The 26,527-nt window shown below is 73.5% G+C and carries 21 protein-coding genes; 12 read left to right on the forward strand and 9 right to left on the reverse strand.

Annotation, left to right across the window (positions count from 1 at the left end; genetic code table 11):
- Positions 1–104: 104 nt before the first annotated feature.
- Positions 105–1,412 (forward strand): hypothetical protein, encoded by a 1,308-nt coding sequence (locus ACY1JF_RS07785; protein WP_462704248.1) that lies wholly within the window; start codon positions 105–107, stop codon positions 1,410–1,412.
- Between the two features lie 228 nt (positions 1,413–1,640).
- On the opposite strand, the gene ACY1JF_RS07790 is transcribed toward ACY1JF_RS07785, so the two are convergent.
- The 5 genes from ACY1JF_RS07790 to ACY1JF_RS07810 all read right to left on the reverse strand — a co-directional run bounded on the left by ACY1JF_RS07790 (position 1,641) and on the right by ACY1JF_RS07810 (position 6,123).
- A complete protein-coding gene (locus ACY1JF_RS07790; protein WP_462704249.1) occupies positions 1,641–2,255 on the reverse strand; it encodes a hypothetical protein in 615 nt (204 codons plus the stop codon).
- Positions 2,256–2,345: 90 nt separating this feature from the next.
- Complete coding sequence (locus tag ACY1JF_RS07795) at positions 2,346–3,797, reverse strand: GntP family permease (protein ID WP_462704250.1); 1,452 nt, start codon at positions 3,795–3,797, stop codon at positions 2,346–2,348.
- 117 nt (positions 3,798–3,914) lie between these two features.
- Positions 3,915–4,325 carry a RidA family protein gene (locus ACY1JF_RS07800; protein ID WP_462704251.1) on the reverse strand — a complete coding sequence of 137 codons (411 nt, stop codon included), beginning with the start codon at positions 4,323–4,325 and terminating at the stop codon, positions 3,915–3,917.
- Positions 4,322–5,116 carry an IclR family transcriptional regulator gene (locus ACY1JF_RS07805; protein WP_462704252.1) on the reverse strand — a complete coding sequence of 265 codons (795 nt, stop codon included), beginning with the start codon at positions 5,114–5,116 and terminating at the stop codon, positions 4,322–4,324. The genes ACY1JF_RS07800 and ACY1JF_RS07805 overlap by 4 nt, the downstream gene beginning before the upstream one ends.
- The gene (locus tag ACY1JF_RS07810; RefSeq protein WP_462704285.1) at positions 5,113–6,123 is read right to left on the reverse strand and encodes a sugar kinase; all 1,011 of its coding nucleotides are present in this window, start codon (positions 6,121–6,123) and stop codon (positions 5,113–5,115) included. The genes ACY1JF_RS07805 and ACY1JF_RS07810 overlap by 4 nt, the downstream gene beginning before the upstream one ends.
- A gap of 330 nt (positions 6,124–6,453) precedes the next feature.
- Between ACY1JF_RS07810 and ACY1JF_RS07815 the strand changes: the two genes are divergently transcribed.
- From ACY1JF_RS07815 to ACY1JF_RS07850, 8 genes are all read left to right on the forward strand, one after another.
- Complete coding sequence (locus ACY1JF_RS07815) at positions 6,454–7,734, forward strand: amino acid deaminase (protein ID WP_462704253.1); 1,281 nt, start codon at positions 6,454–6,456, stop codon at positions 7,732–7,734.
- 18 nt (positions 7,735–7,752) lie between these two features.
- Positions 7,753–9,396 carry an N-acyl-D-amino-acid deacylase family protein gene (locus ACY1JF_RS07820; RefSeq protein WP_462704254.1) on the forward strand — a complete coding sequence of 548 codons (1,644 nt, stop codon included), beginning with the start codon at positions 7,753–7,755 and terminating at the stop codon, positions 9,394–9,396.
- A 121-nt stretch (positions 9,397–9,517) separates the two neighbouring features.
- The gene (locus ACY1JF_RS07825) at positions 9,518–10,729 is read left to right on the forward strand and encodes a pyridoxal phosphate-dependent aminotransferase (RefSeq protein ID WP_462704255.1); all 1,212 of its coding nucleotides are present in this window, start codon (positions 9,518–9,520) and stop codon (positions 10,727–10,729) included.
- A gap of 79 nt (positions 10,730–10,808) precedes the next feature.
- Positions 10,809–11,231, forward strand: a complete 423-nt coding sequence (locus ACY1JF_RS07830) for an SCO4983 family protein (RefSeq protein ID WP_462704256.1) — start codon at positions 10,809–10,811, stop codon at positions 11,229–11,231.
- Positions 11,232–11,547: 316 nt separating this feature from the next.
- Positions 11,548–12,624, forward strand: a complete 1,077-nt coding sequence (locus tag ACY1JF_RS07835) for a substrate-binding domain-containing protein (RefSeq protein WP_462704257.1) — start codon at positions 11,548–11,550, stop codon at positions 12,622–12,624.
- A gap of 13 nt (positions 12,625–12,637) precedes the next feature.
- Complete coding sequence (locus tag ACY1JF_RS07840; RefSeq protein WP_462704258.1) at positions 12,638–13,804, forward strand: toxic anion resistance protein; 1,167 nt, start codon at positions 12,638–12,640, stop codon at positions 13,802–13,804.
- Positions 13,801–15,354, forward strand: coding sequence for a substrate-binding and vWA domain-containing protein (locus ACY1JF_RS07845; protein ID WP_462704259.1), 1,554 nt, complete (start codon positions 13,801–13,803; stop codon positions 15,352–15,354). Before ACY1JF_RS07840 ends, ACY1JF_RS07845 begins: the two co-directional genes overlap by 4 nt.
- Positions 15,341–15,943 (forward strand): hypothetical protein, encoded by a 603-nt coding sequence (locus tag ACY1JF_RS07850; protein ID WP_462704260.1) that lies wholly within the window; start codon positions 15,341–15,343, stop codon positions 15,941–15,943. The genes ACY1JF_RS07845 and ACY1JF_RS07850 overlap by 14 nt, the downstream gene beginning before the upstream one ends.
- A gap of 184 nt (positions 15,944–16,127) precedes the next feature.
- Here the strand turns inward: ACY1JF_RS07850 and ACY1JF_RS07855 are convergent, their stop codons facing one another.
- Positions 16,128–18,002: a phosphoenolpyruvate carboxykinase (GTP) gene (locus tag ACY1JF_RS07855; protein ID WP_462704261.1), complete on the reverse strand. Its 1,875-nt coding sequence runs from the start codon at positions 18,000–18,002 to the stop codon at positions 16,128–16,130.
- A 348-nt stretch (positions 18,003–18,350) separates the two neighbouring features.
- Here ACY1JF_RS07855 and trhA point away from each other — a divergent pair, with 348 nt between their 5' ends.
- Positions 18,351–19,055, forward strand: a complete 705-nt coding sequence (trhA, locus tag ACY1JF_RS07860; RefSeq protein WP_462704262.1) for a PAQR family membrane homeostasis protein TrhA — start codon at positions 18,351–18,353, stop codon at positions 19,053–19,055.
- Positions 19,056–19,214: 159 nt separating this feature from the next.
- Positions 19,215–19,928, forward strand: a complete 714-nt coding sequence (locus ACY1JF_RS07865) for a Mut7-C RNAse domain-containing protein (RefSeq protein WP_462704263.1) — start codon at positions 19,215–19,217, stop codon at positions 19,926–19,928.
- A 39-nt stretch (positions 19,929–19,967) separates the two neighbouring features.
- Here ACY1JF_RS07865 and ACY1JF_RS07870 read toward each other — a convergent pair whose 3' ends face one another.
- Positions 19,968–21,974, reverse strand: coding sequence for a thioredoxin domain-containing protein (locus tag ACY1JF_RS07870; protein WP_462704264.1), 2,007 nt, complete (start codon positions 21,972–21,974; stop codon positions 19,968–19,970).
- A gap of 146 nt (positions 21,975–22,120) precedes the next feature.
- Here ACY1JF_RS07870 and ACY1JF_RS07875 point away from each other — a divergent pair, with 146 nt between their 5' ends.
- Positions 22,121–25,324 carry a tetratricopeptide repeat protein gene (locus ACY1JF_RS07875; RefSeq protein WP_462704265.1) on the forward strand — a complete coding sequence of 1,068 codons (3,204 nt, stop codon included), beginning with the start codon at positions 22,121–22,123 and terminating at the stop codon, positions 25,322–25,324.
- A gap of 43 nt (positions 25,325–25,367) precedes the next feature.
- On the opposite strand, the gene ACY1JF_RS07880 is transcribed toward ACY1JF_RS07875, so the two are convergent.
- Both ACY1JF_RS07880 and mca read right to left on the reverse strand, forming a co-directional pair.
- Positions 25,368–25,625 carry a hypothetical protein gene (locus tag ACY1JF_RS07880; RefSeq protein WP_462704266.1) on the reverse strand — a complete coding sequence of 86 codons (258 nt, stop codon included), beginning with the start codon at positions 25,623–25,625 and terminating at the stop codon, positions 25,368–25,370.
- Positions 25,618–26,499: a mycothiol conjugate amidase Mca gene (gene mca, locus ACY1JF_RS07885; RefSeq protein WP_462704267.1), complete on the reverse strand. Its 882-nt coding sequence runs from the start codon at positions 26,497–26,499 to the stop codon at positions 25,618–25,620. Before mca ends, ACY1JF_RS07880 begins: the two co-directional genes overlap by 8 nt.
- Positions 26,500–26,527: the final 28 nt, after the last annotated feature.

Here is a 26,527-nt window from a genome sequence, read left to right on the forward strand (position 1 = left end):
CATCACCGGCCTGGTCGCGCGGCGTGTCCGCGTCCCGCCCGCTCGATGTGGCGGCTCTGCAGCAGCTCGCGGGGAACAACGCGGTGGCGCGTACGGTGAGGGACATGCCCGTCCAGCGGGCGGGCGACACGACGGTGCCTGGAGCCCGTGCACCCCGACGGCTGGAGGAGGTGCTCCCCCGTGACCAGTGGTGGCGGGCCCAGCTCGACCCGGCCCACCACGAAGAGGCACGGAAGAAGCACCCGCAGAACCCCGGGGAGCTGTACGACCACCAGGAGTCGCCGGGTTACCAGTCCAGCATGATGGCCGCGTACGACCAGCACCTCAACAGCGAGGACATCGGCGACCGGGTCGACTTCGCCAAGTACAACGCGATGCACGACGCGGTGGTGTCCGGGCTCGGCAAGGACTTCGAACCTTCCGGCAAAGACGGCTACGCAACCAGCTTTCCCCTGCGTGCGAGCTCCCCCACACCCTCGGTGCTGAACGAGGAGATCGACGGGAGGCCACTGACCGTCAAGAGGGACGGCTTCGCCAGCACGGGCGTCAGGCCCAACGCCCTCACCTGGTACGGCCGCATGCACGGGGCTCCCAACGTCCTCATCGAGACCCTCTACAAGCACGATGAGGTCGAGCGCCTGGTCACGCAGATACTCGACCGCCTCTATGCGGATCTCGACAGGGCGGAGACCGACCGTGACCGCTTCAAGGCCATCGGGCGGGCGGTACGGAGCATCCACATAGTCCACCCGTTCGAGGACACCAACCGGCGGCTGAACGTGCACGTGCTCCTGCCGCGCCTGCTCCTGGCGGCCGGCTTCCAGCCGGTGATCTTCAAGGACATGGACCAGCTCTTCCAGGGCGGACGGTCACTGGACCAGATCGCCGACGCTCTGGAGAAGGGGCAGGGGCTGGACCTGACCAGCGACGAGCTGGTGCCCACCGAGTCCCGCTACGACCGTCCCTGGTACGAGAACGACGGGCCGGTGGTCGCGGGCACGGCGGGGACGATCGTCATCCCGACCTTCTCCTCATTGCAGACACCCCAGAGCTACTACGAGCCGCTGCACGCCCCCGCTCCTGCGGGAGGCTACGAGGACTACGAAGCGGGCGGCCCGGGACCGGCTCTGGTCCACGGGCAGTACGAGGAGATGGGCGGCCCCGGACCGGCTCTGGTCCACGGGCAGTACGAGGAGATGGGCGGCCCCGGACCGGCTCTGGTCCACGGGCGGTACGAGGAGATGGGCGGTCCGGGACCGACGATGAGGCATCCGGCCCAGCTGGCGTCCGGCCCCGGCGGGACCGTCCGGCGAACGGACACGTCCGGACGTGCCGAGCTGACCGAATACCTCGTCGGAGCCCTGCGGCAACAGCCCACCGGTCACGGAGACGAAGCCGGCTCAAGGGGGTAGCGCCCCTTTGGGGCGGGGAGGCGGCCGAGCGGCATGGAGGCGGCGCCCAGGACGCCGTGGACGATCAGGCGGAAGGGCTCGTCCTGGAAGACCGGAAGAACGGAGTCGTCGGCGGGGAGGTGAGCGCCAGGCAGGCGGTCACGACGAACGTGACGCCCACCTGGCCGGGGCCAGGCCCATGGCGGACAGCGGGACAAAGGGGCGTGCGTGGGTCCTCACGCGGTGCGCCTACTCGGCGCGGACGGTGGCGTCCTTGGCGGCCTTCTCGCGGGTCCCTCCGGCGGTCGCTTCGTCCGGCCCCGCGTCCGTCCCGGGCTCGGCATCCGGCTCGTCGTCCTCGAAGTACGCGTCCAGGACCTCGTCCAGGGCGGACTCCCACTCCGCGAAACGGCTGCGGGACGCCGCCTCGATCTCGATCGGGTACCACCGGCGGTCCGGCGTGTGCACGGTGACGGTGAACCGCTTGCCGAAGCGGGCCGTCTCCGTCTCCACGGCCCCGACCTCGTCCCAGCGGAATTCGCACGCCTGGTCGTCGAGGGACAGGCGTATGCCCTTGTGGTCGGCGACGATCTTCGCGCGGCGGTCGGCGGCCTCGAAGACGGGGCCGTCCACGGGGGCCTCGTCCTCGGCGTCCGTCTCCCCGGTGCCCGTCTCCTCGGCGTCCGCCGCGTCCCCGGCGGGCGTCTCGCCGACCGGCGAGGGCTCCTCGGCGTCCTTCTGCGCCTCGTCGCGTCCCACGTCCTCGGGCTCACCGGACACGGGTGCGGTGAGCCCGGGGATGAAGGCCGGGTCGAATCCGGCACCTTCCAGGGGCTGGCTCGTCGATCCTCTGCGCTGCTCCACAGCGGGCAGTATGGTCGACGATCCTGTGCCGGGCACAGCCAGCCCCAACTTCGTTATCAGACGCCTACATGAGCCGCTTGCACGAGCCGCCTACACGAGCAGGCTCACCACGGCCGCCACCGCGAACCCGGCCAGCGACAGCACGCTCTCCAGCACGGTCCACGTCTTGAGGGTGTCCCGTTCGCTGATGCCGAAGTACTTGGCGACCATCCAGAAGCCGCCGTCGTTGACGTGCGAGGCGAAGATGGAGCCGGCCGAGATGGCCATGATGACCAGGGCGGTGAACGCCTGGGAGTGGTCGCCCCCGGCGAGCAGCGGGGCCACGATGCCCGCCGTCGTCACGATCGCCACCGTCGCCGAGCCCTGGGCGACGCGCAGCACCAGGGAGATCAGGTAGGAGAGGACGATCACCGGCAGGCCGACGCCGTCGAAGGTGTCGGACAGGGCCTGGGCGACGCCGCTGCCCTTGAGGACGGCGCCGAAGACCCCGCCCGCGCCGACCACCAGCAGGATGTTGCCGACCGGCTTCAACGAGGCCGTCGAGACGGTCTCCAGGGACTTGCGGGACCAGCCGCGCCGGATGCCGAGCAGGTAGTAGGCGAGGAACAGGGCGATGGTCAGGGCGACGAACGGGTTGCCGAAGAACTCGATCACCGAGCGGCCGGTGGAGGGGTCCAGGACGATCGAGGAGAAGGTCGCGGCGAGGATCAGGACCAGCGGGGTGCCGATGATGCCGAGGACCGTGCCGAGCGGCACCGGCGTCTCCCGCGGCTCCACCCCGGCGGCGCGCTGCTCGGCGACGACCGCCTCCCTGGCCTCCTCGGCGGCCTCCACCATGTCCTGCGGCACGGCGACGAAGATGCGGCGGCCGATCCAGGCGGACCAGGCCCAGGCGGCCAGCACGGCGGGGACGCCGCAGACGACGCCCATGAGGATGACCCAGCCGAGTTCGACGTGGAGCAGTCCGGCGGCGGCGACCGGGCCGGGGTGCGGCGGCAGGAAGGCGTGGGTCATGGAGAGGCCGGCCAGCAGCGGCAGGCAGTAGAGGAGGACCGACTTGCCGGAGCGTCTGGCGGCGGCGTAGACGATCGGCGCGAGGACGAAGATGCCGACGTCGAAGAAGACCGGGATGCCGAAGATCAGGCCGGTGAGGCCCATGGCGAGCGGCGCCCGCTTCTCGCCGAACAGGCCGAGCAGGCGGGTGGCCAGCACCTGCGCGCCGCCGCTGACTTCGAGGATCGCGCCGAGCATGGTGCCCAGGCCGATGATGATGGCGACGTGGCCGAGGATGCCGCCCATGCCGGACTCGATGGTGGAGACGGCGTCGGACTTCTGGACGGTGCCGAAGAGTTCGGTGACCGACAGCCCGGCGAGCAGGCCGACGGCTATGGAGACGGCCAGCAGCGCGACGAACGGCTGGAGTCTGACCTTGATGATGAGGAACAGCAGCAGCGCGATGCCGATCGCGGCGACGGTCAGCAGACCGGCCGTGCCGTCGATCAGGAGCAGCAGGCCGCCGGTGTGGGACGGGGTCTCGGACATACGGGGGTCCTCTGGGCCTTCTGGAGTGGTGCATGCGGCTTTCGGGCAGGAGCGATCGCGGCACGGCGCCCCGCGCGGGGAGCGCCGCGCCGTACGCGGACGAGCGAAGGGGGACGGTCAGCCCAGGACGGCCAGCGCGTCGATCTCGATGAGGAGTCCGGCGGGCAGACCGACGTAGACGGTCGTGCGGGCGGCCGGGGGCTGGGTGAGGCCCTGCTCCTCGAAGTAGGCGTTGTAGATGTCGTTCATCTCGGCGAAGTGGCCGACGTCGGTGAGGTAGACGCGGATCATCATCACGTCGTCCCAGCTCGCGCCGCCCTCTTCCAGGATCGCCTTGACGTTGGCGAGGGTCTGCAGGGTCTGCTCGCGCAGGGTGGGGCCGGCCGGGGTCGGGGTCTTGCCCTCCTCGTGCGGGAGGAAGCCGACCTGGCCGGCGACCTGGAGGATGTTCCCCTTCTTCACGCCGTGGCTGAACCTCGCCGGCGGCACGGTGTGGGTGGAGGGGGTGAGCGCGGTCTTCTCGGTCATGCGGTGACTTCCTTGGCTGGGGCTGAGGATGGGGCTGAGGATGGGGCCGGGGTTCTGCCGGAGTACTCGCCGCTGACGGCGTCCGCCGTACGGCGCACCAGCGGGAGCAGGGTGAGGAGTTCGTCGGCGGTGACGACGACGTTCGGCGCGGAGACCGACATCGCGGCGACCACCCGGCCGGCCGCGTCCCGGATGGGCGCGGCGACGCAGTTGATGGACTCCTCGTGGCCGCCGAGGTCGGTGGCCCAGCCCTGTTCGCGCACCTTGGCCAGTTCCTTGAGGAAGGCGTCGGCGCTCGGTGTCGAACGGGACGTGTACAGGGGGTAGTCGAGCTTCTCGGCGACCGCGCGCCGCTCGCCCTCGGGGAGGTCGGCCAGGAGCAGCTTGGCGACGGCGGCGACGGTGATGGCGACGGGCTTGCCGATCCGGGAGTACATGCGGACCGGGTAGCGGCTCTCCACCTTGTCGATGTAGAGGACCTCGTTCTCCTCGTGGACGGCGAGGTGGACGGTGTGGCCGCAGGTCTCGTTGAGGCGTACGAGGTGGGGGTGGGCGATCTCGCGGACGTCGAGGTTCTCCATCGCCTCCTGGGCGAGGGCGATCAGCCGGGAGCCGAGGCGGTAGCGCTGGTCGGACTGGCGGTAGACGAAGCCGTGGTCGTGCAGGGTGCGCAGCAGGCGCAGGGCCGTGGACTTGTGGACGCCGAGGGCGTCGGCGACCCGGCCGAGGTCGGCGGGGCCCTCGGCGAGCAGCGGCAGGATGCTGAGCGCGCGGTCGACGGTCTGGCTCATGGGGTGCGTACCTCCTCGTCGGCCCGGCCCGTGTCCCGTGTCCAGCCGGGGCCGAGTCGCAGTCTCCCCCATGCCTCCTCGTCCAGGGCGGCCAGCCGGTCGGCCAGGTCGCGGGCCGGGGGCGGGGCGAGGTCGCCGGGGACGGTGAGGGCGGCGGCGGCCCAGAGGTGGCCGTGGCGCAGCCGGTCCCGTACCGGCAGTCCGCGCAGGGTGGCGGAGAGGAACCCGGCGGCGAAGGCGTCGCCGGCGCCCACGGCGGCGACCACCTCGACGCGGGGCGCGCGTTCGTGGACGGCGGTGCCGTCGGCGTCCTCGCACCCGGCGGGGTCCCGGCCGAAGGCGACCGCGCCGCCCGGTCCCTGCTTGACGACCAGCACTCCGGGCTCCGGCAGCGCGTCCCGCACGGCCCGCGCGCCGCGCAGGCCCCAGGCGTCACGGGCCTCGTCGTCCCCGACGAACACGATGTCCGCCCCCCGCGCCAGTTCCAGCAGGACCTCGGGGCCGCCCGCCGCGCGGCTCCACAGCCCGGAACGGTAGTTCACGTCGAAGGACACGCGTGGCCGTTTCGCGTGACGCGTGGTCAGCTCCCGCATCAGCCGCAGGCAGTCGGCGGAGAGCGCGGCCGTGATGCCGGACAGGTGCAGTACGCGCCCGGTGCGGACGGCGGCCGGGTCCACCGTCCGCGGGGACATGGCGGAGGCGGCCGACCCGGCCCGGTAGTACGCCACCTCGTGCGCGTCGGTGGCCCGGTCCCCGGCGGTACGGAAGTACACGCCCGTCGGACGCTCCGGGTCCCGCCGGACGGCGCTCACGTCGACGCCGTAGCCGCCGATCGTCTCCACCAGGTGGTCGCCGAAGCCGTCCGCGCCGACCCGGCCGACCCAGCGGGCGGTGTGCCCGGCGGCGGCGAGCGCGCAGGCGACGTTGGACTCGGCGCCGCCGATGGCCCGGTCGAAGGAGGGGACGTCGGCCAGCCGGCCGGGGCGGGAGGGCAGGAAGGCGACCATGGACTCGCCCAGCGTGACCACGTCGACCACGTCGGCACCGTCTTCCGCACCGGCGGCGCCGGAGGCGACGACCGCACCGGCAGCGGCGGCGGAAGCGACGACCGCACCGGCGGCGTCTCCCGCACCGATGGCGCCGGAGGCGGCGACCGCACCGGTGGCGGCGGAGGCGGCGCTGCGGGGTCCGTCGGCGGTCACGGTGGGCAGGCTCCTTGTCGCGTCGCGCGGGCGGCGGCTCCGTTGACCCCGCGTTCGCCGAGATGTTAGACAGCGGTAAGCGATATACGCAATGGTTGTTGCACAGGATGCAACGCGCCTGAACAGGGAGGCTGCATGGCCCTCGACGCCGGTTCCGAAGCCCTCGCCCGTCTGGCCGAGGAGCACGTCGACCACCGCTTCAAGGGCCTCCCGCCGGACGCGTACGGCCTGACCGTCGCCGAGCTGGCCGCCCAGCGCCGGAACCTCTTCGACGGCGGCTTCACCACCCCCGTGCTGGCCCTGTCCGCCGAGCGCCTGGCGCACAACCTGGCGCTCATGGGGACGTACTCCGCCCGGCACGGCCTGGCCTTCGCGCCGCACGGCAAGACCTCCATGGCGCCCCGGCTCTTCCACCGGCAGATCGAGCACGGCGCCTGGGGCATCACCCTCGCCGTGCCCCACCAGGTGCGGGTGGCGCGGGCCTTCGGCATCCGGCGGATCTTCCTCGCCAACGAACTGGTCGACGCCGCCGCCCTGCGCTGGATCGCCGCCGAGCAGGACGCCGACCCGGAGTTCCGCCTCGTCTGCTACGTCGACTCCGTGCGCGGCGTGGAGCTGATGGACGCGGCGCTGGAAGGGGCCTCGCGCCCGCTGGACGTGGTCGTGGAGCTGGCCGCGGGCGAGGGGGCACGGACCGGGGCGCGCACCGAGGCGCGGTGCGCGGCGGTCGCCGACGCGGTGACGGCCGCGCGGGCGCTGCGGCTGGTCGGCGTCGCCGGGTACGAGGGCGAGGTGCCGCACGCCGGCCCGGAGCGGGTGCGGGCGTATCTGCGCCGGCTGGTGGACCTGGCCGCCGGCCTCGACGGGCGGGGCCGGTTCGGCGGGGCGGACGAGATCGTGGTGAGCGCGGGCGGCAGCGCCTGGTTCGACGCGGTGGCCGACGTGTTCGCCGAGATCCCCGCCCTCTCCCGGCCGGTGCTGAAGCTGCTGCGCTCCGGCGCGTACGTGTCGCACGACGACGGGCACTACCGCGAGCTGACCCCCTTCAACCGGGTCCCCGGGGAGGGGGCCCTGGAGCCGGCGTTCCGCCTGTGGAGCCAGGTCGTCTCCCGCCCCTGCCCCGAGCAGGCGTTCACCAACGCGGGCAAGCGGGACGCGGCGTACGACCTCCACCTGCCCTTCGCCCAGGTGGTCCGCCGGGACGGCGGCGCCGAGCGGCCCGCCGCCGGCGTCACGGTGACCGGCCTGTCCGACCAGCACGCCTGGCTGCGCACGACGGCCGAGGCGGACCTGGAGGTCGGGGACTGGGTCGGGATGGGCCTGTCCCACCCGTGCACGTCGTTCGACAAGTGGCAGCTCATCCCGGTCGCGGAGGCGGACGGGACGGTCGTCGAGTACATCCGTACGTTCTTCTGACCTGACGGGAGCCGTGGCATGGAAGAGCTGGTCATCCGGGACGCCGACGTCGTGGACGGTTCCGGCGCCCCCTCCTGCCGGGCGGATGTCGTGGTCGACGGCGGCCGGATCGTGTCGATCGTCCAGGAGGCCGCGGCGGCCGGCTGCCAGCGGCCCACCGCGCGCCGGGAGCTGGACGCCGAGGGGCTGGTCCTGGCCCCCGGCTTCATCGACATGCACGCCCACAGCGATCTGGCGCTGCTGCGCGACCCCGACCACAGCGCGAAGGCCGCGCAGGGCGTCACCCTGGAGGTCCTCGGCCAGGACGGCCTGTCCTACGCGCCGGTCGACGACCGCACCCTCGGCGAAGTGCGCCGCGCCATCGCCGGGTGGAACGGCCCCGGCGACGACGTCGACTTCGACTGGCGCTCGGTCGGCGAGTACCTGGACCGCCTCGACCGGGGCGTCGCGGTCAACGCCGCCTATCTGGTCCCGCAGGGCACGGTCCGCGCGCTCGCCGTCGGCTGGGAGGACCGGCCGGCGACGGAGGCCGAGCTGGAGCACATGCGGCGGCTGGTCGCCGAGGGCATGGAACAGGGCGCGGTCGGCATGTCGTCGGGGCTGACGTACACGCCCGGCATGTACGCGAAGGACGCCGAGCTGACCGAACTGTGCCGGGTGGTGGCGTCGTACGGCGGCTACTACTGCCCGCACCACCGCTCCTACGGGGCGGGGGCCCTGGAGGCGTACGCGGAGATGGTCCGGCTGGCCCGGGAGGCGGACTGCCCCCTGCACCTGGCCCACGCCACCATGAACTTCGGCGTCAACGAGGGCCGCGCCGGCGAGCTGCTGGCCCTGCTGGACGACGCGCTGGCCGCCGGCGCCGACCTCACCCTCGACACCTACCCCTACACCCCCGGCTCCACCACGCTGGCCGCGCTGCTGCCGAGCTGGGCGGGCGAGGGCGGCCCGGGGCGGCTCCTCGAACGCCTCGCCGACGACGACACCGCCGAACGGATCCGGCACCACCTGGAGGTGACCGGCTCCGACGGCTGCCACGGCGTGCCCGTGGAGTGGGAGACGATCGAGATCTCCGGCACGGGCGACCCGGCGCTCGGGGAGTACGTCGGCCGCACGGTCCGGGAGTCGGCCGCGGCCCGCGGCGAGACCCCGTGGACGGTCGCCCGCCGCCTCCTGCTCGCCGACCGGCTGGCGCCCACCGTCCTCCAGCACGTCGGCCACGAGGAGAACGTCCGCGCGATCATGCGGCACCGCGTGCACACCGGCGGCTCGGACGGCATCCTCCAGGGCGCGAAACCGCACCCGCGCGCCTACGGCACCTTCCCGCGCTACCTCGGGCACTACGTGCGCGAGCTGGGCGTGCTGTCGCTGGAGGAGTGCGTGGCCCACCTCACCTCACGCCCGGCCGCCCGGCTGCGGCTCCCCGACCGGGGCCTGGTCCGCGAGGGCTACCGGGCCGACCTGGTCCTCTTCGACCCGGCGACGGTCGCGGCGGGCTCGACGTACGAGGAGCCGCGCCGGCCGCCGACGGGCATCCCGCACGTCCTGGTGGACGGACGGTTCGTGATCGAGGACGGACGGCGCACGGACGTCCTGGCGGGGCGGTCGGTGCGGCGCGCGGACGCACCGGCGGGGCGTCCGGCGCGGCGGACGCCCCGCTGAGAGCGGACGCCGCGCCGAGAGCGGACGCCGCGCCGAGAGGGGGAGAATCCTCGCGAACGACGCGACCCACGTGGCGGAAAACACGGCCCGGCGGTCGTGACCGGGCCGTAAGCTCGCGGACATGCAGGTGATCCAGTCGACCAAGCTCGCCAACGTCGGATACGAGATCCGGGGCCCGGTGCTCGAGGAGGCGATGCGGCTGGAGGCGGCCGGTCACCGCATCCTGAAGCTGAACACGGGCAACCCGGCCGCCTTCGGGTTCGAGTGCCCGCCGGAGATCCTGGAGGACATCCTCCGCAACGTCTCCACGGCCCACGGGTACGGCGACGCCAAGGGGCTGCTGGCCGCGCGCCGGGCGGTCGTCATGCACAACCAGACCCTGGGCGTCGAGACGGACGTCGAGCACGTCTTCATCGGCAACGGCGTCTCCGAGCTGATCGTGATGGCGATGCAGGCGCTGCTCGACGACGGCGACGAGGTCCTCGTACCGGCCCCGGACTACCCGCTGTGGACGGCGGCCGTCTCCCTGTCCGGCGGCACGGCCGTGCACTACCGCTGCGACGAGCAGGCCGACTGGATGCCGGACCTCGCCGACATCGAGCGCAGGGTCACCGACCGCACCAAGGCGATCGTCATCATCAACCCGAACAACCCGACGGGCGCGGTGTACGGCGAGGAGCTGCTGCGCGGCCTGACCGACATCGCCCGCCGCCACAACCTGCTGGTCTGCTCGGACGAGATCTACGACAAGATCCTCTACGACGACGCCGTGCACGTCCCGACCGCGTCGGTCGCCCCGGACCTGCTGACGCTCACCTTCAACGGCATGTCGAAGGCGTACCGGGTGGCCGGCTACCGGGTCGGCTGGCTGTCGGTGTCCGGTCCGCGCGCCCACGCCGCGTCCTACATCGAGGGCCTGACCATCCTGGCGAACATGCGGCTGTGCGCCAACATGCCCGGTCAGCACGGGGTGGTCGCCGCGCTCAGCGGGCGGCAGAGCATCAAGGACCTGGTGCTGCCGGGCGGGCGGCTGCGCGAGCAGCGCGACACCGCGTACCGGCTGCTGACCGAGATCCCGGGGGTGACCTGCGTGAAGCCGAAGGGGGCGCTGTACCTCTTCCCGCGCCTGGACCCCAAGGTCTTCAAGATCAAGGACGACCGGCGGATGGTCCTGGACCTGCTCCGCCAGGAGAAGATCATGGTCGTGCACGGCACCGGCTTCAACTGGCCCGAGCCGGACCACTTCCGGGTGGTGACCCTGCCCTCGGCCGTGGACCTGCGGGACGCGGTCGGGCGCATCGGGCGCTTCCTGGACGGCTACGGCCAGCCCTGACGTCCGGTTCGCGAGAACACACAACTTTAGACTCGATCCAATGTAGGATGGTTTCCTGGAAGCAGTCAGGAGACCATCCATGTACGAGCCGATCCGTACCAAGTCGGTCCACAGCACGATGCCCGACAGCGCCCCGGACTTTCCCCACCGGTCCCGCGAGGAGGAGCTGGACATCCAGCTCGCGGGCCACCTCGCCGCGCTGCTCGCCGTCACGGACGAGCTGCGGGCGCTGGCGCCCTGCGACGAGCTGGACGCGGCGGCGCAGCGGCTTTCCGGGCAGGTCGCCCGGCTGCGGGACGGGCACGCGCCGGCCCGCGCCCCGCTGACCTCGGTGCGGGACGCACCGTGTCCCTCCGCCCTGCACCGGCGGGCGCACGCCCTGGCGGGGCGCGCGCTGGTGGTCGCCGCGTCCCGCGCGGACACGGCGGCGGCGATCCTGGCCGCCGAGATGATGGACCTCCACGCGGCGGCGCTGGAGCGCGGGGTCGCGCTGGCGCCGTAGGGGCCGCTGCCGGCCGACCTGCAGGCGCGGTGCCGCCGCGCGGATCCGGTGCCGCCGCGCAGGTCCGGCGCCACCGCGCGGATCCGGCGCCGTCGCGCGGACGCGGTTCCGCCGCGCGGACTCCGCGCCGCCACGCAGACTCCGCGTCGCCGCGCAAATCCGGCACCGCCGCGCGGCCTCCCGTGCCCGCGCGGCGGCACCGCGTGTGTCACAGCCGCGCGCCCTGCGGGGCGCGTTGCCATGCCGGGGCCGGTATGTCACCCCCCGTTCATGATCGAACGCCGGGAATGTTTCGTTCCGGAGGCAGGCTGCCGGCGTGAGACGAATCGCAGGAATAGTCCTCGCGGTCCTCCTCGTCGGCGGTGTGGTGGCGGCCGTCGTCGCGGGACGGGAGACCGGGGACGACAGCACGGCGACGAAGACCGTGCGTGCCGTGATCGGGTCGGAGAAGGCGGAGTTCTTCGCCGACCCGGACGTGGTGGAGGCCCTCGCCGCCAAGGGCTGGACCGTGACCGCCGAGACCTCCGGGTCCTGGGCGATGGAACAGCTCGACCTCAAGGGCTACGACCTGGCCTTCCCCTCCAGCCAGGCCCCGGCCGACGAACTCGCGAAGCGGTACGGCGCGCGGAAGCCGCTGCCCCGGCCGTTCTACTCGCCGCTGGTCGTCGTCGCCCACCGCGCCGCCGCCGACGTACTGGCGGCCAACGGCCTGGCGACCCTCGACCGCACCCACGGCGGCACCCTGCGGACCGACGCCTTCCTTGACGCCGCCCGCGACGACCGCACCTGGCAGCAGCTGGAGGGCGCCGAGCGGCACGGGGAGCTGCGCGGGACGGTCTACGTGTCGACCACCGACCCGGAGTCGTCCAACTCCGGCGCCCTGTGGCTGGCCGCCGCCTCCTACGCCGCGGGCGGCGACCGGGTCGCCGCCTCCGACGCCGACGTGGAGCGCACCGCGCCCCTGATGCGCAAGCTGGTCCAGGTGCAGGGCGCCCAGCAGGCCAGCTCGGACGCCGCGTTCCGGGACTTCGTCAGCGGCGTCGGCAACCCGCTGGTGCTGGTGTACGAGTCCCAGGTCGCCGCCCTGCTCCAGGAGGACCAGGACGTCGGCGACCTCACCGTCCTCTACCCGGACACCACCGCGACCAGCGACCACACGGTCGTCCCGCTCACCGAGGACGGCCGGGAACTGGGCGAACTCCTCTCCGACGACCCGGCGCTGCGGAAACTGGCCGTCCGGCACGGGTTCCGGCCGCAGGGCGCCGGTGCCGAGTTCACCCGGGCCACCCAGGACCACACCGCGTATCTCAACCAGCAGCTGACCGGCGTCCGGCAGGCGCCCGTGCCCACCTCCGAGGTGCTGCGCGACATCGCCCGCCGGGCGCGTGGATGACGGGGGACCCGGCATGACCGACGACACCGGCTTCGTACTCACCCCGCCCGAACCGGTGGCCGCCGTGCCCCGGGAGAGGGCCGGCGGGCTCGTCCCCGTCGACGACGGTGCCCGCGCCGAGATGTCCCGCAAGGCCGCCGCCTACGTCGAGTCGCTCGCGGCGCTGGACGCCCGCTCCCCGGAGTTCGCCGGCAAGGTCGGTGAGATCACCGCGCTGGGCGCCGGGGAGATGCGGGCCGCCGCCGCGCAGTCCAACCGGATGCTGGAGCGGACCGTGCGCGCCCTGCCGGGCAAGGGCGGTGACGCCCAGTCGCGGGTGGCGGGCTCGCTGGTGGAGCTGCGCCGGGTCGTGGAGGACCTGGACCCGCGCGACCTGCCCGCCGCCAGGGGCCGCCGGTTCCTGTCCCGGCTGCCCGGCGGCAACAGGCTGCGCGACCACCTCGCCAAGTACGCCTCCGCGCAGGGCACGCTCAACGCGATCGTGGGGTCGCTGCGCGGCGGCCAGGACGAGCTGCGGCGCGACAACGCCGCGCTGCAGACCGAACGGGTCCGCCTGTGGGAGACGATGGGCAAGCTCCAGGAGTACGTCGTCCTCACCGAGGCCCTGGACACGGCCGTCGAGGAGCACATCGCGGGCGTCACCGACCCCCAGGAGGCCGACGCGCTGCGCGCCGACGTCCTCTTCCCCGTCCGGCAGAAGCACCAGGACCTGCTCACCCAGCTCGCGGTGTGCGCGCAGGGTTACCTCGCCATGGACGTCGTGCGCCGCAACAACGAGGAGCTGGTCAAGGGCGTCGACCGGGCGGCGACGACCACCGTGTCCGCGCTGCGGATCTCCGTCATGCTGGCCTCCGCGCTCGACCACCAGAAGAAGGTCGTCGAGCAGGTCGACGCGTTGCGCGGCACCACCGAGGACCTGGTCCGGGGCAACGCGGAGATGCTCGCCACGCAGAGCGGCGAGATCCAGCGGATCGCCGCCGACCCGGCGGTCGGCGCGGACACCCTGCGCCAGGCGTTCCAGCAGATCTACCGCACCCTGGACACCATCGACACCTACAAGGCGCGGGCGGCCGAGGCGATGGCCGCCACGGTCGGGTCGCTGACCGCCGAACTCCAGGACGCGAGCGCCCGTCTGGAGCGCAGCCGTTCGCGGGGCGCGCTGGAAGGCGGTCCGGCGTGAGGCGCCTCGCCGTCGGTCTGACGGCCGCCCTCGCCCTGCTGACCGCCTGCACCGCCGACGGCGACGGCGCCGCCGGCGCCTCGGCCCCCGGTGTCCCCGGCCCCGCCGAGCCCGGCACCCTGCGCGTCCTCGCCTCCAGCGAACTCACCGACATGGAACCGGTGCTGGAGCGGGTCCGCGAGGACACCGGCGTCACCGTCCGCCTCACTCCCATGGGCACCCTCGACGCCGTCGACCTGCTGGCGAAGGGGAGGACGGACGGGCGGTACGACGCCGTGTGGCTGTCGTCCAACGACTACCTGCGGCTGCGCCCCGAGGCCGCGAAGCGGGTGGTGTCCGAGACGCCCGTGATGACCAGCCCGGTCGCCATCGGCGTCCAGGACGCCACGGTACGGGAGCTGGGCTGGAAGCCCGCCGACGTCACCTGGTCCCAGATCGAGCGGGCCGTGGCCGACGGGAAGCTGACGTACGGCATGACCGACCCGGCCCGCTCCAACTCCGGCTTCGCCACGCTGGTCTCGGTGGCCTCCGCGCTCTCCGGCGCCGAGGCGGCGCTCACCGACGCGGACGTGCGCGAGGCCCGGCCCCGGCTGAAGGAGTTCTTCCGGGGGCAGCAGCTGACCTCGGGCTCCTCGGGCTGGCTGGCGGCGGCCTACCAGCGGCGCGGGAACGTCGACGCGCTGCTCAACTACGAGTCCGTCCTCGAGGGCATCGACGGCCTCACCGTGATCCGCCCCCGCGACGGCGTCGTCACCGCCGACTACCCCCTCTCCTCCCTGGCGTCCACCAGCGCCGCCACCCGCGAGGACGTCCGGAAGGTGGCCGACGCCCTGCGCACCGAGGAGCTCCAGCGGCGGATCACCGACACCACCCTGCGCCGCCCGGTCGTCGCCTCCGTCGCCCCCGCCGCCGGCCTGGGCGCCGAACGCCGGCGCGAACTGCCCTTCCCCGGCACCCGCCCGGTCGCCGACGGCCTGCTCGACTCCTACGAGAACGAACTGCGCCGCCCCTCGCGCACGGTGTACGTCCTGGACACCTCGGGCTCCATGGCGGGCGACCGCCTCGACCGCCTGAAGACCGCGCTCACCGGTCTGACCGGCGACTTCCGGGAACGGGAGGAGGTCACGCTGATGCCGTTCGGCTCGGCGGTCAAGAGCGCGCGCACCCATGTCGTGGACCCGGGGGATCCCGGGCGGGGCCTGTCGGCGATCCGCGCGGACACCGAGGCGCTCACCGCGTCGGGCGACACCGCCGTCTACACCTCGCTGGAGAAGGCGTACGGCCACCTGGGCGGCGGCAAGGACACCTTCACGTCGATCGTGCTGATGACGGACGGCGAGAACACCACCGGCGCCGACGCCGGCGACTTCGACGGCTTCTACCGCGCGCTGTCCGCCGAGCAGCGGCGGATCCCGGTCTTCCCCATCCTCTTCGGCGACTCGGACCGGGCGGAGCTGGCGCACATCGCCGACCTGACCGGCGGCCGGCTGTTCGACGCCCGGCAGGGCTCGCTGGACGGCGCCTTCGAGGAGATCCGTGGCTACCAGTAGGGCATGGGCCTACCTCGAGTCCCGCAAGAACCTGGCCGGCAGCGCCTGCGGTCTCGTCGGTCTCGCGCTGACCTTCGCGGGGGTCGCGGGACCCTACTGGCCGGTGGTGGTCGCCGGGCTGTACGGCGCGGGCGCGCTGGTCGCCCCGCCGGAGCGGCCCGCCCCGCCGGCCTTCCCCGACCCGTCCGCCCAGCTCGACGGGGTCCGCGCCGACTGGGAGCGGCTGGGCGCCTATCTGGCCGGCGCCGACCTGCCGCCGGCGGCGGCCGGGCGCCTGGCCGAGCTGACCGGCCTGCTCGGCGCGCTGCTGGAACCGGGCTGGGTCACCGAGGTGCTCGCCCAGGACCCGGAGGGCGTGCACACGCTGACCCGGACGGTGCGGCAGGACGTCCCCGAGGCCGTCGACGCGTATCTGCGCACCCGCTGGTGGCACCGGATGACGCCGGGCGGCGAGCCGCCGGAGCGGCATCTGGAGCGCCAGCTCGGCCTGCTCCACGAGGAGGCGTCCGCGCTGGCGGCGCGGCTGCGGGAGGTGGAGGAGCGCCGCCAGGAGACGCACACCCGCTACCTGGAGGACCGCTCGGACTGAGGAAGCGGTAGGGGCCGGGTCCGTCGCACGCCGTTGTGCGGGGACCCGGCCCGGGCTGGGCGCCTCCGGCTGCTCCGGGACATCGAGCTACTGGAGCGGGAGGAGCCCTCTCGCGGCCGGCCTTCGTGACGACATCGCTGGTCAGGGCTGTGTCGGACCGGCCGCGACGTTTCGCGCGGAAAGGTCAGCCCAGGCGCTTCACCAGCGCGTGGTACTGGTCCCACAGCTCCTGGGGGGTGTGGTCGCCGAAGGTGCCCAGGTGCTCGGGCACCAGCGCGGCCTCCTCGCGCCAGACGTCCTCGTCGACGGTGAGCAGGAAGTCCAGGTCGGCCTCGGACAGGTCCAGGCCGTCGGTGTCCAGCGCGCCCTTGGCGGGCAGCACGCCGATCGGCGTCTCGACGCCCTCGGCCGTGCCCTCCAGCCGCTCCACGATCCACTTCAGGACGCGGGCGTTCTCCCCGAAGCCGGGCCACACGAACCGGCCCTCGTCGTCCTTGCGGAACCAGTTGACGTAGTAGATCCTCGGCAGCTTCGCCTGGTCCTTGTCCTTGGCGACGTCGATCCAGTGGCCCATGTAGTCGCCCATGTTGTAGCCGCAGAACGGCAGCATGGCGAACGGGTCGCGGCGCAGCTCGCCGACCTTGCCCTCGGCGGCGGCGGTCTTCTCGCTGGCCACGTTGGCGCCGAGGAAGACGCCGTGGTTCCAGTCGAAGGACTCGGTGACCAGCGGTACGGCGGTGGCGCGGCGTCCGCCGAAGAGGATCGCCGAGATCGGCACGCCCTTGGGGTCCTCCCACTCGGGCGCGATGATCGGGCACTGCGCGGCGGGGACGGTGAAGCGGGCGTTGGGGTGGGCGGCGGGGGTGCCGGACCGGGGGGTCCAGTCGTTGCCCTTCCAGTCCGTGAGGTGGGCGGGGGCCTCCTCGGTCATGCCCTCCCACCACACGTCGTTGTCGTCGGTGAGGGCGACGTTGGTGAAGACGGCGTTGCCCCACAGCGTCTTCATCGCGTTGGCGTTGGTGTGCTCGCCGGTGCCGGGCGCGACGCCGAAGAAGCCGGCCTCGGGGTTGATGGCGTACAGGCGCCCGTCCTCGCCGAACCGCATCCAGGCGATGTCGTCGCCGATGGTCTCGACCGTCCAGCCCGGGATGGTCGGCTCCAGCATGGCGAGGTTGGTCTTGCCGCAGGCGGAGGGGAAGGCGGCGGCGACGTACTTCGCCTCGCCCGCCCGTCGCCCACCGCCACCCTCGAACGAGGCCCTCCGGGCCTCGGGGTCGTCTTGCGGCGGGGTCAGCTTCAGGACGAGCATGTGCTCGGCGAGCCAGCCCTCGTCGCGGGCCATGACGGAGGCGATGCGCAGGGCGTAGCACTTCTTGCCGAGCAGGGCGTTGCCGCCGTAGCCGGAGCCGTAGGACCAGATCTCGCGGTCCTCGGGGAAGTGCGAGATGTACTTGGTCCGGTTGCAGGGCCAGGGGACGTCCCGCTGTCCTTCGTCCAGCGGGGCGCCGAGCGAGTGCACGGCCTTGACGAAGAAGCCGCTTTCGCCCAGCTCGTCCAGGACCGGCCGGCCCATGCGGGTCATGGTGCGCATGGAGACGGCGACGTAGGCGGAGTCGGTGATCTCGACGCCGATCGCGGACAGCGGCGAGCCCAGCGGGCCCATGCAGAACGGCACGACGTACATGGTCCGCCCCCGCATCGACCCGCGGAACAGGCCGTTCTCCCCGCTGAAGATCTCCCGCATCTCGGCGGGGTCCTTCCAGTGGTTGGTCGGGCCGGCGTCCTCCTCCTTCGCGGAGCAGATGAAGGTCCGGTCCTCGACGCGGGCGACGTCGGAGGGGTCGGAGGCGGCGTAGTAGGAGTGGGGGCGCTTGACCGGGTCGAGCTTACGGAAGGTGCCCTTGGCCACCAGTTCCTCGCACAGCCGCTCGTACTCGGCCTCGGAGCCGTCGCACCAGACCACGGCGTCCGGCCGCGTCAGTTCGGCGATCTCGTCCACCCACGAGATCAGCTCCTGGTGCCGGGTGGGGACGGGGGAAGCCGCGATGTCGCGCGCCACGATTGCTCCTCAAGGCGGGGATGTGTTGTTGACAGGCCCCGTGGGGGCTGCGACCCGGACGCCCGCCCGGGATCCCCGAGCGCTCATCCGGTGCCGACCGCACTCATTTGATCATCCGACGCTCGCGCCCATCTGTCCAGAGGGGCGCACACCTGAGCGACGTGAGGAGCGCCACGCACCTTCGCGAACGGCCGCACACCCGCCTGTTTTTTTGCGTATACGTTGGGTTCACCTGGCACTTCCTTTACTCGGTGACCGACTGCCGACCGTGAGACCATGGAACGCGTGACCGGATCCGCACGGCCCTACCGACGCGTAACTTACGGTTCCGTAGGTACGATGCCGTCCATGACTGCGTCCGCTTCCGATGCGCACACGGATTCCCCGGCCGCCGGCCGCGGTCCCGTCGCGCTCTCCCTGCCGCATCCGGTCAAGCCCAAGCTCCGTGGCTGGCTGCACCTCGGGATGTTCCCGGTCGTACTCGTCGCGGGGATCGCCCTCACCGCCCTCGCCGACTCGACCAGAGGACGGATCGCCTGCGGCGTCTACGCCCTGACGGCCTGCCTGCTGTTCGGCGTGAGCGCCCTGTACCACCGGGGCGACTGGAGCCCCCGCATGGACGGCGTCCTGCGCCGCCTGGACCACGCCAACATCTTCCTGATCATCGCCGGCACCTACACCCCGCTGACCATGCTGCTGCTCCCCGAGGTCAAGGGCCGGTGGCTGCTGTGGGGCATCTGGGCCGCCGCGGTGGCCGGCATCGCCTTCCGGGTCTTCTGGGTCGGCGCCCCGCGCTGGCTCTACACCCCCTGCTACCTCGCCATGGGCTGGGCGGCCGTCTTCTACCTGCCCGACTTCACGCGGGCGGGCGGCATCGCCGTCCTGGTCCTGGTGGTCGTGGGCGGTGTGCTCTACAGCGTCGGCGGTGTCGTCTACGGCATCAAGCGCCCCAACCCCTCCCCGCGCTGGTTCGGCTTCCACGAGGTCTTCCACTCCTTCACGCTGGCGGCGTTCATCGCGCACTACGTGGGGATCTCCCTGATCGCCTACTGACGCCGCGTGCCAGGCGGGGGCACGCCCCCGGCACGCGCCCCCGCCTGGCACGCGCTCCCGCCGGCCTGCCCGCCCCCGGCCCCCGTCCGGGTCCGCCATCAACCCCGGACGCCGGAAAAGCACCGGCCCCGAAGGGGGTGATCATGACATCCTGGCGGGGTGAACGGTCCCGAGATCCACGTCGAGTTCGCCCCCGAACTGCTGCTCTTCGTCTCCCGGGCACGCCGGTCCGGCGCCGCCCCGGCCGCCGTCGACGGCGTCTCCACCCTCGGCCACGTCGTGGAGTCCCTCGGCGTCCCGCTGACCGAGGTCGGCGCCCTCGTCGTCGACGGCCGCACCGTGCCGCCCGGACACGTCCCCACGGCCGGCGAGTCGGTGACCGTACGCCCCGTGGACCGCCCGCAGCGGGTGCCGGGCGCCCCCTTGCGCTTCCTCCTCGACGTGCACCTGGGCACCCTCGCCCGCCGCCTGCGCCTGCTCGGCGTGGACACCGCCTACGAGTCGGCCGACATCGGCGACCCGGCGCTCGCCGCCCGCTCCGCCGCCGAGCGCCGCGTCCTGCTCAGCCGCGACCGGGGCCTGCTGCGCCGCCGCGAACTGTGGGCCGGCGCCTTCGTCTACAGCACCCGCCCCGACGACCAGCTCCACGACGTACTGCACCGCTTCGCCCCCGACCTGCGCCCCTGGACCCGCTGCACGGCCTGCAACGGCCTGCTGCGCCAGGCCACCAAGGACGAGGTCGCCGACCAGCTGGAGAGCGGTACGCAGCGGTCGTACGACGTCTTCGCCCAGTGCACGGAGTGCGGCCGGGCGTACTGGCGGGGCGCGCACCACGAGCAACTGGAAGCGATCGTCAACCGCTACGTCCCGTAGGGGACGCGGACGACCGCGCGGGCGGCCGTCGCGCTCCCGTCACCGCACCGCGGCCCGCAACCGCTCCACGTCAGTGGTGGGGGCGTCGCAGGTGAAGTTCCGGCACACGTACGCCGCCGCCTCCCCGCCGACCAGCCCCCGCCCGGCGAGCAGCGGGAACTCCTCGCTGCCCTCCTCGCCGAAGGCGACCGCCATCCCGGGCGCCGTCCCCAGCAGCGCCGCCCGGCGCAGCTCCCCGTCCCCGACGACGGCGACCTCCCGCGGCCCGTCGAGGAACGCCTCCGCCACGGCCAGCCCCCACCCCACGAACCGCGGCACCCGCGGCCCCAGCGCCTTGACGACCCCCAGGGCGTGCTCCGCCGCCTCCCGGTGCGGTCCGGAGCCGGTGTGCGCGGCGTACGTCAGCAGCGCCCCCGCCGCGGCCGTCCACCCGGAGGGCGTCGCGTTGTCCGTCGGGTCCTGCGGGCGGCGGATCAGCCGCTCCGCGTCCACCGCCGTGTCGTACAGCGACCCGTCCGCGTCGCGGAACCGGGTCAGCACGTGGTCCAGGAGCAGCCCGGCGAAGTCCAGCCAGACGCCCTCCCCGGTGACGGAGGCCAGCGCGAGGAAGCCCTCGGCGACGTCGGCGTAGTCCTCCAGCACGCCCGCGTTGGCACCGGCCCGCCCGTCCTTGCTGGTGCGGGTGAGCCGGCCCTGCTCGTCGAGGTGGAGGCGGACCAGCAGGTCGGCGGCGGCGACGGCGGCCTCCACCAGGTCCGGGCGGTCGAAGTAGGCGCCGGTCTCGGCGAGCGCGGCGATCGCCAGGCCGTTCCAGGCGGCGACGACCTTGTCGTCCCGGCCGGGAGCGGGCCGCTCGCCGCGCGCGGCCAGCAGCCGCTGCCGTACGGAGCCGATCCGCTCGGCGTCGTGCACGCCCTCGTGCTGCGGGAGCTGGAGCACGGAGGCGCCGTGCTCGAAGGTGCCCTCCTCGGTCACGCCGAAGTACTGGGCGGCCAGCCGGGCGTCCTCCTCCCCGAGCACCTCGGCGAGCTGCTCGGGCGTCCACACGTAGTACGCGCCCTCGACGTGCCTGCCCGTGCCGTCGTCGCTGTCGGCGTCCAGCGCGGAGGCGAACCCGCCCTCGTCGGTGCGCAGCTCGCGGACGAGGAAGTCGGCGGTCTCCAGGGCGACCCGGCGGGCGAGGTCCGACCCGGTGGAGCGCCACAGGTGGGCGTACACCCGGCACAGCAGGGCGTTGTCGTACAGCATCTTCTCGAAGTGGGGCACGACCCACTCGCGGTCGACCGAGTAGCGCGCGAACCCGCCGCCCAGCTGGTCGTAGATCCCGCCCCGGGCCATCCGCTCGCACGTGTCGACGGCCATCTGCAGCGCGCCCTCGGCGCCGGTGCGGGCGTGGTGGCGCAGCAGGAACTCCAGCACCATCGACGGCGGGAACTTCGGCGCCCCGCCGAACCCGCCGCGCTGCGGGTCGTACTCCCGGGTGAGCCCGAGCAGCGCCGCCGCGAGTTCCTCCTCGCCGGGCACCCGGGCGTCGCCGTAGGAGATCTCCCGTCCGGCCAGCTCCCGGACGATCTTGCCGGCCACCTCGGTGACCTCCCCGCGCCGCTCGGTCCACGCCTGCTGGACGCCGGCCAGGACCTGCCGGAAGGAGGGCATGCCCTGGCGGGGCGCGGGCGGGAAGTACGTACCGAAGTAGAACGGCTCGGCGTCCGGCGTCAGGAACACCGTCATCGGCCACCCGCCCTGCCCGGTCGCCGCCTGGACCGCCTCCATGTAGACGGCGTCGACGTCCGGCCGCTCCTCGCGGTCGACCTTGACGGAGACGAAGTGCTCGTTCAGGTAGGCGGCGGTGGCGTCGTCCTCGAAGGACTCGTGGGCCATGACGTGGCACCAGTGGCAGCTCGAATACCCGACGCTCAGCAGCACGGGCACGTCCCGCCGCCGCGCCTCCTGGAACGCCTCCTCGGACCAGGGCCACCAGTCGACCGGGTTGCCGGCGTGCTGGAGCAGGTAGGGGGAGGTCTCGCGGGCCAGTCGGTTCGCCATGGGTTCCATCCTGCCCCAGTACCCGCGCCGCGCCGGACGGCACACCGCGGGCCCCCTCCCCAGGGACTTCACCCGGCGGGACACTTGACCGGCGGCCGAGGTGGGAAGGACCCGTAGACAGGCGGGCCCTCGGAGGGGGAGGGGACATGCGGGACAGTCATCGGGTGGAGGCCGAACGGCTGCTGGTGCGGGCCGTGGAGGAGGAGGTGCGGCGCACCGGCGGGCGGGTGGACGGCGGGGTCCTGCTGTCCCGGGCGCGCGGGGCGCTGGACTCGATGGCGCGCTCGGCCGCCGAGGAGTACGACGCCTACACCCGGGCCCTGGACGAGGCCGAGGCGGGCCGGCTCACCTTCCGGCAGCGCTACGCCCGCGAGGGCGCGGGCACACCGCTCGCGGTGGCAGCCGTCGCGGCGGTCGCGGCGGTGGCGGCCGACCTCGCGCTGGGCACCGGCACGGGCACCGCGATGGGCGCGGGCCTGGCGGTCGGGGTGGTGGGCGCGGCGGCGACCGTGGTGAAGGTGGCCGGCGCGCACCTGCCCGCCGCGCACCACCGGGCCGGCGCGGTCAGCCAGCCGGGCGGGCCCGAGCAGCTGCGGCTGCAGTGGCTGACGGCGCTGGAGGTGCGCGGCATCAGACCGTTCCTGGACCAGCAGCGGGTGCTCGCCGCCTCCACCGGGCGGAGCAAGCCGGGGCCGAAGCTGCGCGGCGCGGACAAGAGCGCGGCGGCGCGGGGGCGGACGGTGCTGGAGCAGTCGTTCGGGCAGCTCCCGGAGGCGGCTGGTGTGTTCGCGGGGCGGCGGCGGGAGACGGCCCGGCTGCGGCAGTGGGTGCGGGCGGCGCGGGCGAGCACGGAGACCGAGCCGACGGTGGTGGTGCTGCACGGGGAGCCCGGCAGCGGCCGTACGACGCTGGCGGTGCGCGCCGCCCACGACCTGCGGGACCACTTCCGCGGCGCGTGCCTCGTCGATCTGCGCGGGGACACCCCCGGGGAGTCGCCGCTGCCCACCCGGGACGCCCTGCTGCACCTGCTGAACCGGCTCGGCGCACCCCGCGAGCAGCTGCTGTTCCGGGAGCGGTCCTCGGCCGACCAGCAGGTCAGACGGCTGAGCGAGCTGTACCACCAGCATCTGACCGGCGTCCCGGTCGTCATCGTCCTGGACGACGCCGGCGACGCGGAACAGGTGCGCACGCTGATCCCGGAGCGGTCCGACAGCCTGGTCCTGGTCACCGCGCGCCGACCGCTCCGGTTGCCCGCGGACCTGCCCGCCCGGGTGCACCACCTGCCGGTGGAGCCGCTGGACGCGGCGGGCGCGGAGGAACTGCTGGCGTCCGCCGCGCAGGACGCGTCGGGGCCCTACGACGCCGACTCCGCCGGCCTGGTCCGGGAGCTGTGCGGCGGGCTGCCGCTGGCGCTGCGGATCGCCGGTTCCGCCCTCGGCCCGCGCTCGCCGCGCGCCCTCGCCGGCGACCTGGGCGCCTACGGCCCGGTGGAGCCCGTCGAGCGGGCCCTGTGGCTGCGCTACACCGACCAGCCGGAGCCCGCCCGCAAGCTGCTGCGCCGGCTCGCGCTGGCCGGCCGCACCTCGCTGGGTGCCGCCGCCGCTGCCGCGCTGCTGGCCACCGACGAGCCGGAGGCGACCGAACACCTGACGGCACTGGCCCGGGCCGGGCTCATCGACCACGTGCGCGGCAGCCGGTACCGCCTGCACGACGTGGTGCGCGCCTTCGCGCGGGCCCGGCTCCTCGACGAGGAGGAGGCTGCCGAGCGGGCGGCGGCGCAGGAACGGCTGATCGCCAACTACGGGGAGCTGGCCGACTCCGTGCTGCGCATGGTCGACGGCAACATGTCGACCCGCTCGGACCGGTTCGGGCCGCACGGCTTCACCTCGCTGGACGAGGCGCTGCGTTGGCTGGACGAGGAGTCCGGCTCCATCACGGCGACGCTGCGCTACGCCGAGGGCGTCGACCAGGGCGCGGTGCTCAACCTGCTGGGCGCGCTGTGCGACTACTGCCTGCTCCGCGGCGACCTGTACCGGCTCGGTGAGATCAGCGACCTGGCGCACGCCGTCGACCAGGGGCTGCTGCTGCGCTCGGTGCAGTGGCGCACCGGTATCGCGGCCCGGCAGCTCGGCGAGCTGGACAAGGCGCGGGCCACACTGACGTCCGTGGTCGACCTGTACCGGGAGGCCCACCACGACGCGGGCGCGGCCCGGGCGCTGACCTCGCTCGGCATCACCCTGCACCACCAGGGCGACCTGCCCGGGGCGGCGGCCAAGCTGCACGAGGCGCTGGACCTGCAGGCCTCCCCCGAACTGGCCACCGACCGGGCGTGGACGCTGCACGCCCTGGCGGCGGTGCAGCGCGACCGCTCCCGGCTGGCCGAGGCCCTGGGGCTGCTGGAGGAGTCACTGGTGCTGCACCGGGCGGGCGAGTCGGTGCACGGCCAGGCGTGGGCCCACTTCCAGCTCGGCCAGCTGCACCTGCGCCGGGGCGACGTGCCGCGCGCGGAGGCCGGCCTGCGGGCCGCGCTGGACCTGTACGGCCGTACCCAGGACGTACGCGGCGAGGCGTGGGCGCTGACCCAGCTGGCGCGGGCCCGGCTGGTGGCGGGCGAGGCGTCCCGCGCGGCGGAGGAGCTGCGCGGGGCGGTCGAGCGGCACCGGGACAACGAGGACGCGCGCGGCGAGGCGTGGACGCTGTACTACCTGGGCCAGGCGCTGGAGGAGACCGGTGACCTGGACCGTTCCGTGCGCGAGCTGGAGCGGTCCCGCACGATGTTCTCCCGGATGCGTGACGTGTACGGCCTGGCCTGCGCCCGGCACCACTCGGCCCGCGTCACCCGTGACCAGCGCGCCGCGCAGACCGGCTCGCTGCGCAACTCCGGTTTCGCCCGTCAGCTCCTGGTCGACGCCCGCGCCGACTTCCGCCGCATCGGCGTCGCGCACGGCGAGGCGTGGACCTGTCTGGAGCTGGCGGTGGTCGACGCGGGCAACGGCCGCACGGCGCAGGCGCTGGCCCTGTGCGACGAGGCGGTCACCCTGTTCGCCTCGTACGGCGACCGGCGCGGCGACGACTGGGCCCGCTTCCTGCGCTGCACCCTGCTGCCGTACGCCGCCCCCGGCGGGGTGGAGGTCGGCACGGCGGTGGCGCAGGAGGAGCTGGACCAGCTCTCCCGCGCGGGCCACCCGGCCCGCGACGGCCGCCTGGAGGAGGGCCTGGGCGCCTACCGGCTCCTGCTGGAGCGGGGCGTGCGGCTGGAGTCCGGCTGGCAGGCCTGGCGCCTGGGCATGGTCCCGAACCGGCACGCCCGGGAGGTCATGGGGGTGGAGGTGGAGATCGGGCAGGGGTGAGCGGCCCGGCGACGCGTCGCCGCCCGGCCGTCCACGCCGCCCGTCAGCCCTGCTGCGGCTCGGCCCGGCCGGCGTCCGGGCCGCCCGGCGCGGACGCCTCCGGCTCCGCGTCGGGGGCCTCCTTGAAGTCGACCTTGCCCATGTGCCGGTTCATGGACCGCATCAGGAACCACACGGCCACGGCCATCACCGCGAAGACGATGAAGCCGAGGACACCGGGGGTGACCTTGTCCTCGTCCACCTCGGCGAGGGTGACGAGGTGCGTCATTGCCAGGCTTGCGCTTGCGCTCATGTCAGGCATTGTCCCGGATGCCCGCGAAGAGGTCGTCCTCGGGGAGGAAGGTCTCCACGAGCGACTTCGCCAGCTCGTACTCCTCGGTGGGCCAGACCTCCTTCTGGAGGTCCATCGGCACCCGGAACCACCCGCCGTCGGGGTCGATCTGGGTGGCGTGCGCGATCAGCGCCTTGTCGCGGGTCTCGAAGAACTCGGCGCACGGCACGTGCGTGGTGAGCGTGCGCTCCACCCGCTCCGTCTCGTTCCACCGCTTGAGCCAGTCCCCGTAGGGCGACTCCAGGCCGCGGTCCAGCATCGCCTGGTGCAGGGCCTCGGTGCGGGGCCGGTTGAAGCCCTGGTTGTAGTACACCTTCAGCGGCTGGTACGCCGGTCCGTACTCGCTCTCCGGGTACTTCTCGGTGTCCGTCGCCCCTTCGAACGCCACCATCGTGATCTTGTGGGTCATGATGTGGTCGGGGTGCGGATAGCCGCCGTTCTCGTCGTAGGTGGTGATCACCTGGGGCCGGAAGGAGCGGATCTTGCGCACCAGTTCGCCGGCCGCCTTGTCGACGTCCTCCAGCGCGAAGCAGCCCTCCGGCAGCGGCGGCAGCGGGTCGCCCTCGGGCAGCCCGGAGTCGACGAAGCCGAGCCACTCCTGCTTGACGCCCAGGATCTCGCGGGCCTCGTCCATCTCCTTGCGGCGGACCTCGTGGATGTTCTCCTCGATGTAGGGGTCCCCCTGGAGCTTGGGGTTGAGGATGGAGCCGCGTTCCCCGCCCGTGCAGGTCACGACCAGCACGTCCACCCCCTCGGACACGTACTTCGCCATGGTGGCCGCGCCCTTGCTCGACTCGTCGTCGGGGTGGGCGTGGACGGCCATCAGTCGCAGCTGATCAGTCAAGACTCGATCCTCGGTTAAGTCGGCGCCC

The sequence above is a fragment of the Streptomyces sp. SYSU D01066-1 genome (genome assembly GCF_054956795.1).

Coding starts and splice junctions, on each gene's coding strand:
- trhA (WP_462704262.1), top strand. CDS start 18,351: ATGACTGCGTCCGCTTCCGATGCGCACACGGATTCCCCGGCCGCCGGC.
- ACY1JF_RS07825 (WP_462704255.1), top strand. CDS start 9,518: ATGCAGGTGATCCAGTCGACCAAGCTCGCCAACGTCGGATACGAGATC.
- ACY1JF_RS07800 (WP_462704251.1), bottom strand. CDS start 4,325: ATGACCGAGAAGACCGCGCTCACCCCCTCCACCCACACCGTGCCGCCG.
- ACY1JF_RS07870 (WP_462704264.1), bottom strand. CDS start 21,974: ATGGCGAACCGACTGGCCCGCGAGACCTCCCCCTACCTGCTCCAGCAC.
- ACY1JF_RS07805 (WP_462704252.1), bottom strand. CDS start 5,116: ATGAGCCAGACCGTCGACCGCGCGCTCAGCATCCTGCCGCTGCTCGCC.
- ACY1JF_RS07820 (WP_462704254.1), top strand. CDS start 7,753: ATGGAAGAGCTGGTCATCCGGGACGCCGACGTCGTGGACGGTTCCGGC.
- ACY1JF_RS07875 (WP_462704265.1), top strand. CDS start 22,121: ATGCGGGACAGTCATCGGGTGGAGGCCGAACGGCTGCTGGTGCGGGCC.
- ACY1JF_RS07880 (WP_462704266.1), bottom strand. CDS start 25,625: ATGCCTGACATGAGCGCAAGCGCAAGCCTGGCAATGACGCACCTCGTC.
- ACY1JF_RS07830 (WP_462704256.1), top strand. CDS start 10,809: ATGTACGAGCCGATCCGTACCAAGTCGGTCCACAGCACGATGCCCGAC.
- ACY1JF_RS07810 (WP_462704285.1), bottom strand. CDS start 6,123: ATGGTCGCCTTCCTGCCCTCCCGCCCCGGCCGGCTGGCCGACGTCCCC.
- ACY1JF_RS07840 (WP_462704258.1), top strand. CDS start 12,638: ATGACCGACGACACCGGCTTCGTACTCACCCCGCCCGAACCGGTGGCC.
- ACY1JF_RS07815 (WP_462704253.1), top strand. CDS start 6,454: ATGGCCCTCGACGCCGGTTCCGAAGCCCTCGCCCGTCTGGCCGAGGAG.
- ACY1JF_RS07785 (WP_462704248.1), top strand. CDS start 105: ATGCCCGTCCAGCGGGCGGGCGACACGACGGTGCCTGGAGCCCGTGCA.
- ACY1JF_RS07795 (WP_462704250.1), bottom strand. CDS start 3,797: ATGTCCGAGACCCCGTCCCACACCGGCGGCCTGCTGCTCCTGATCGAC.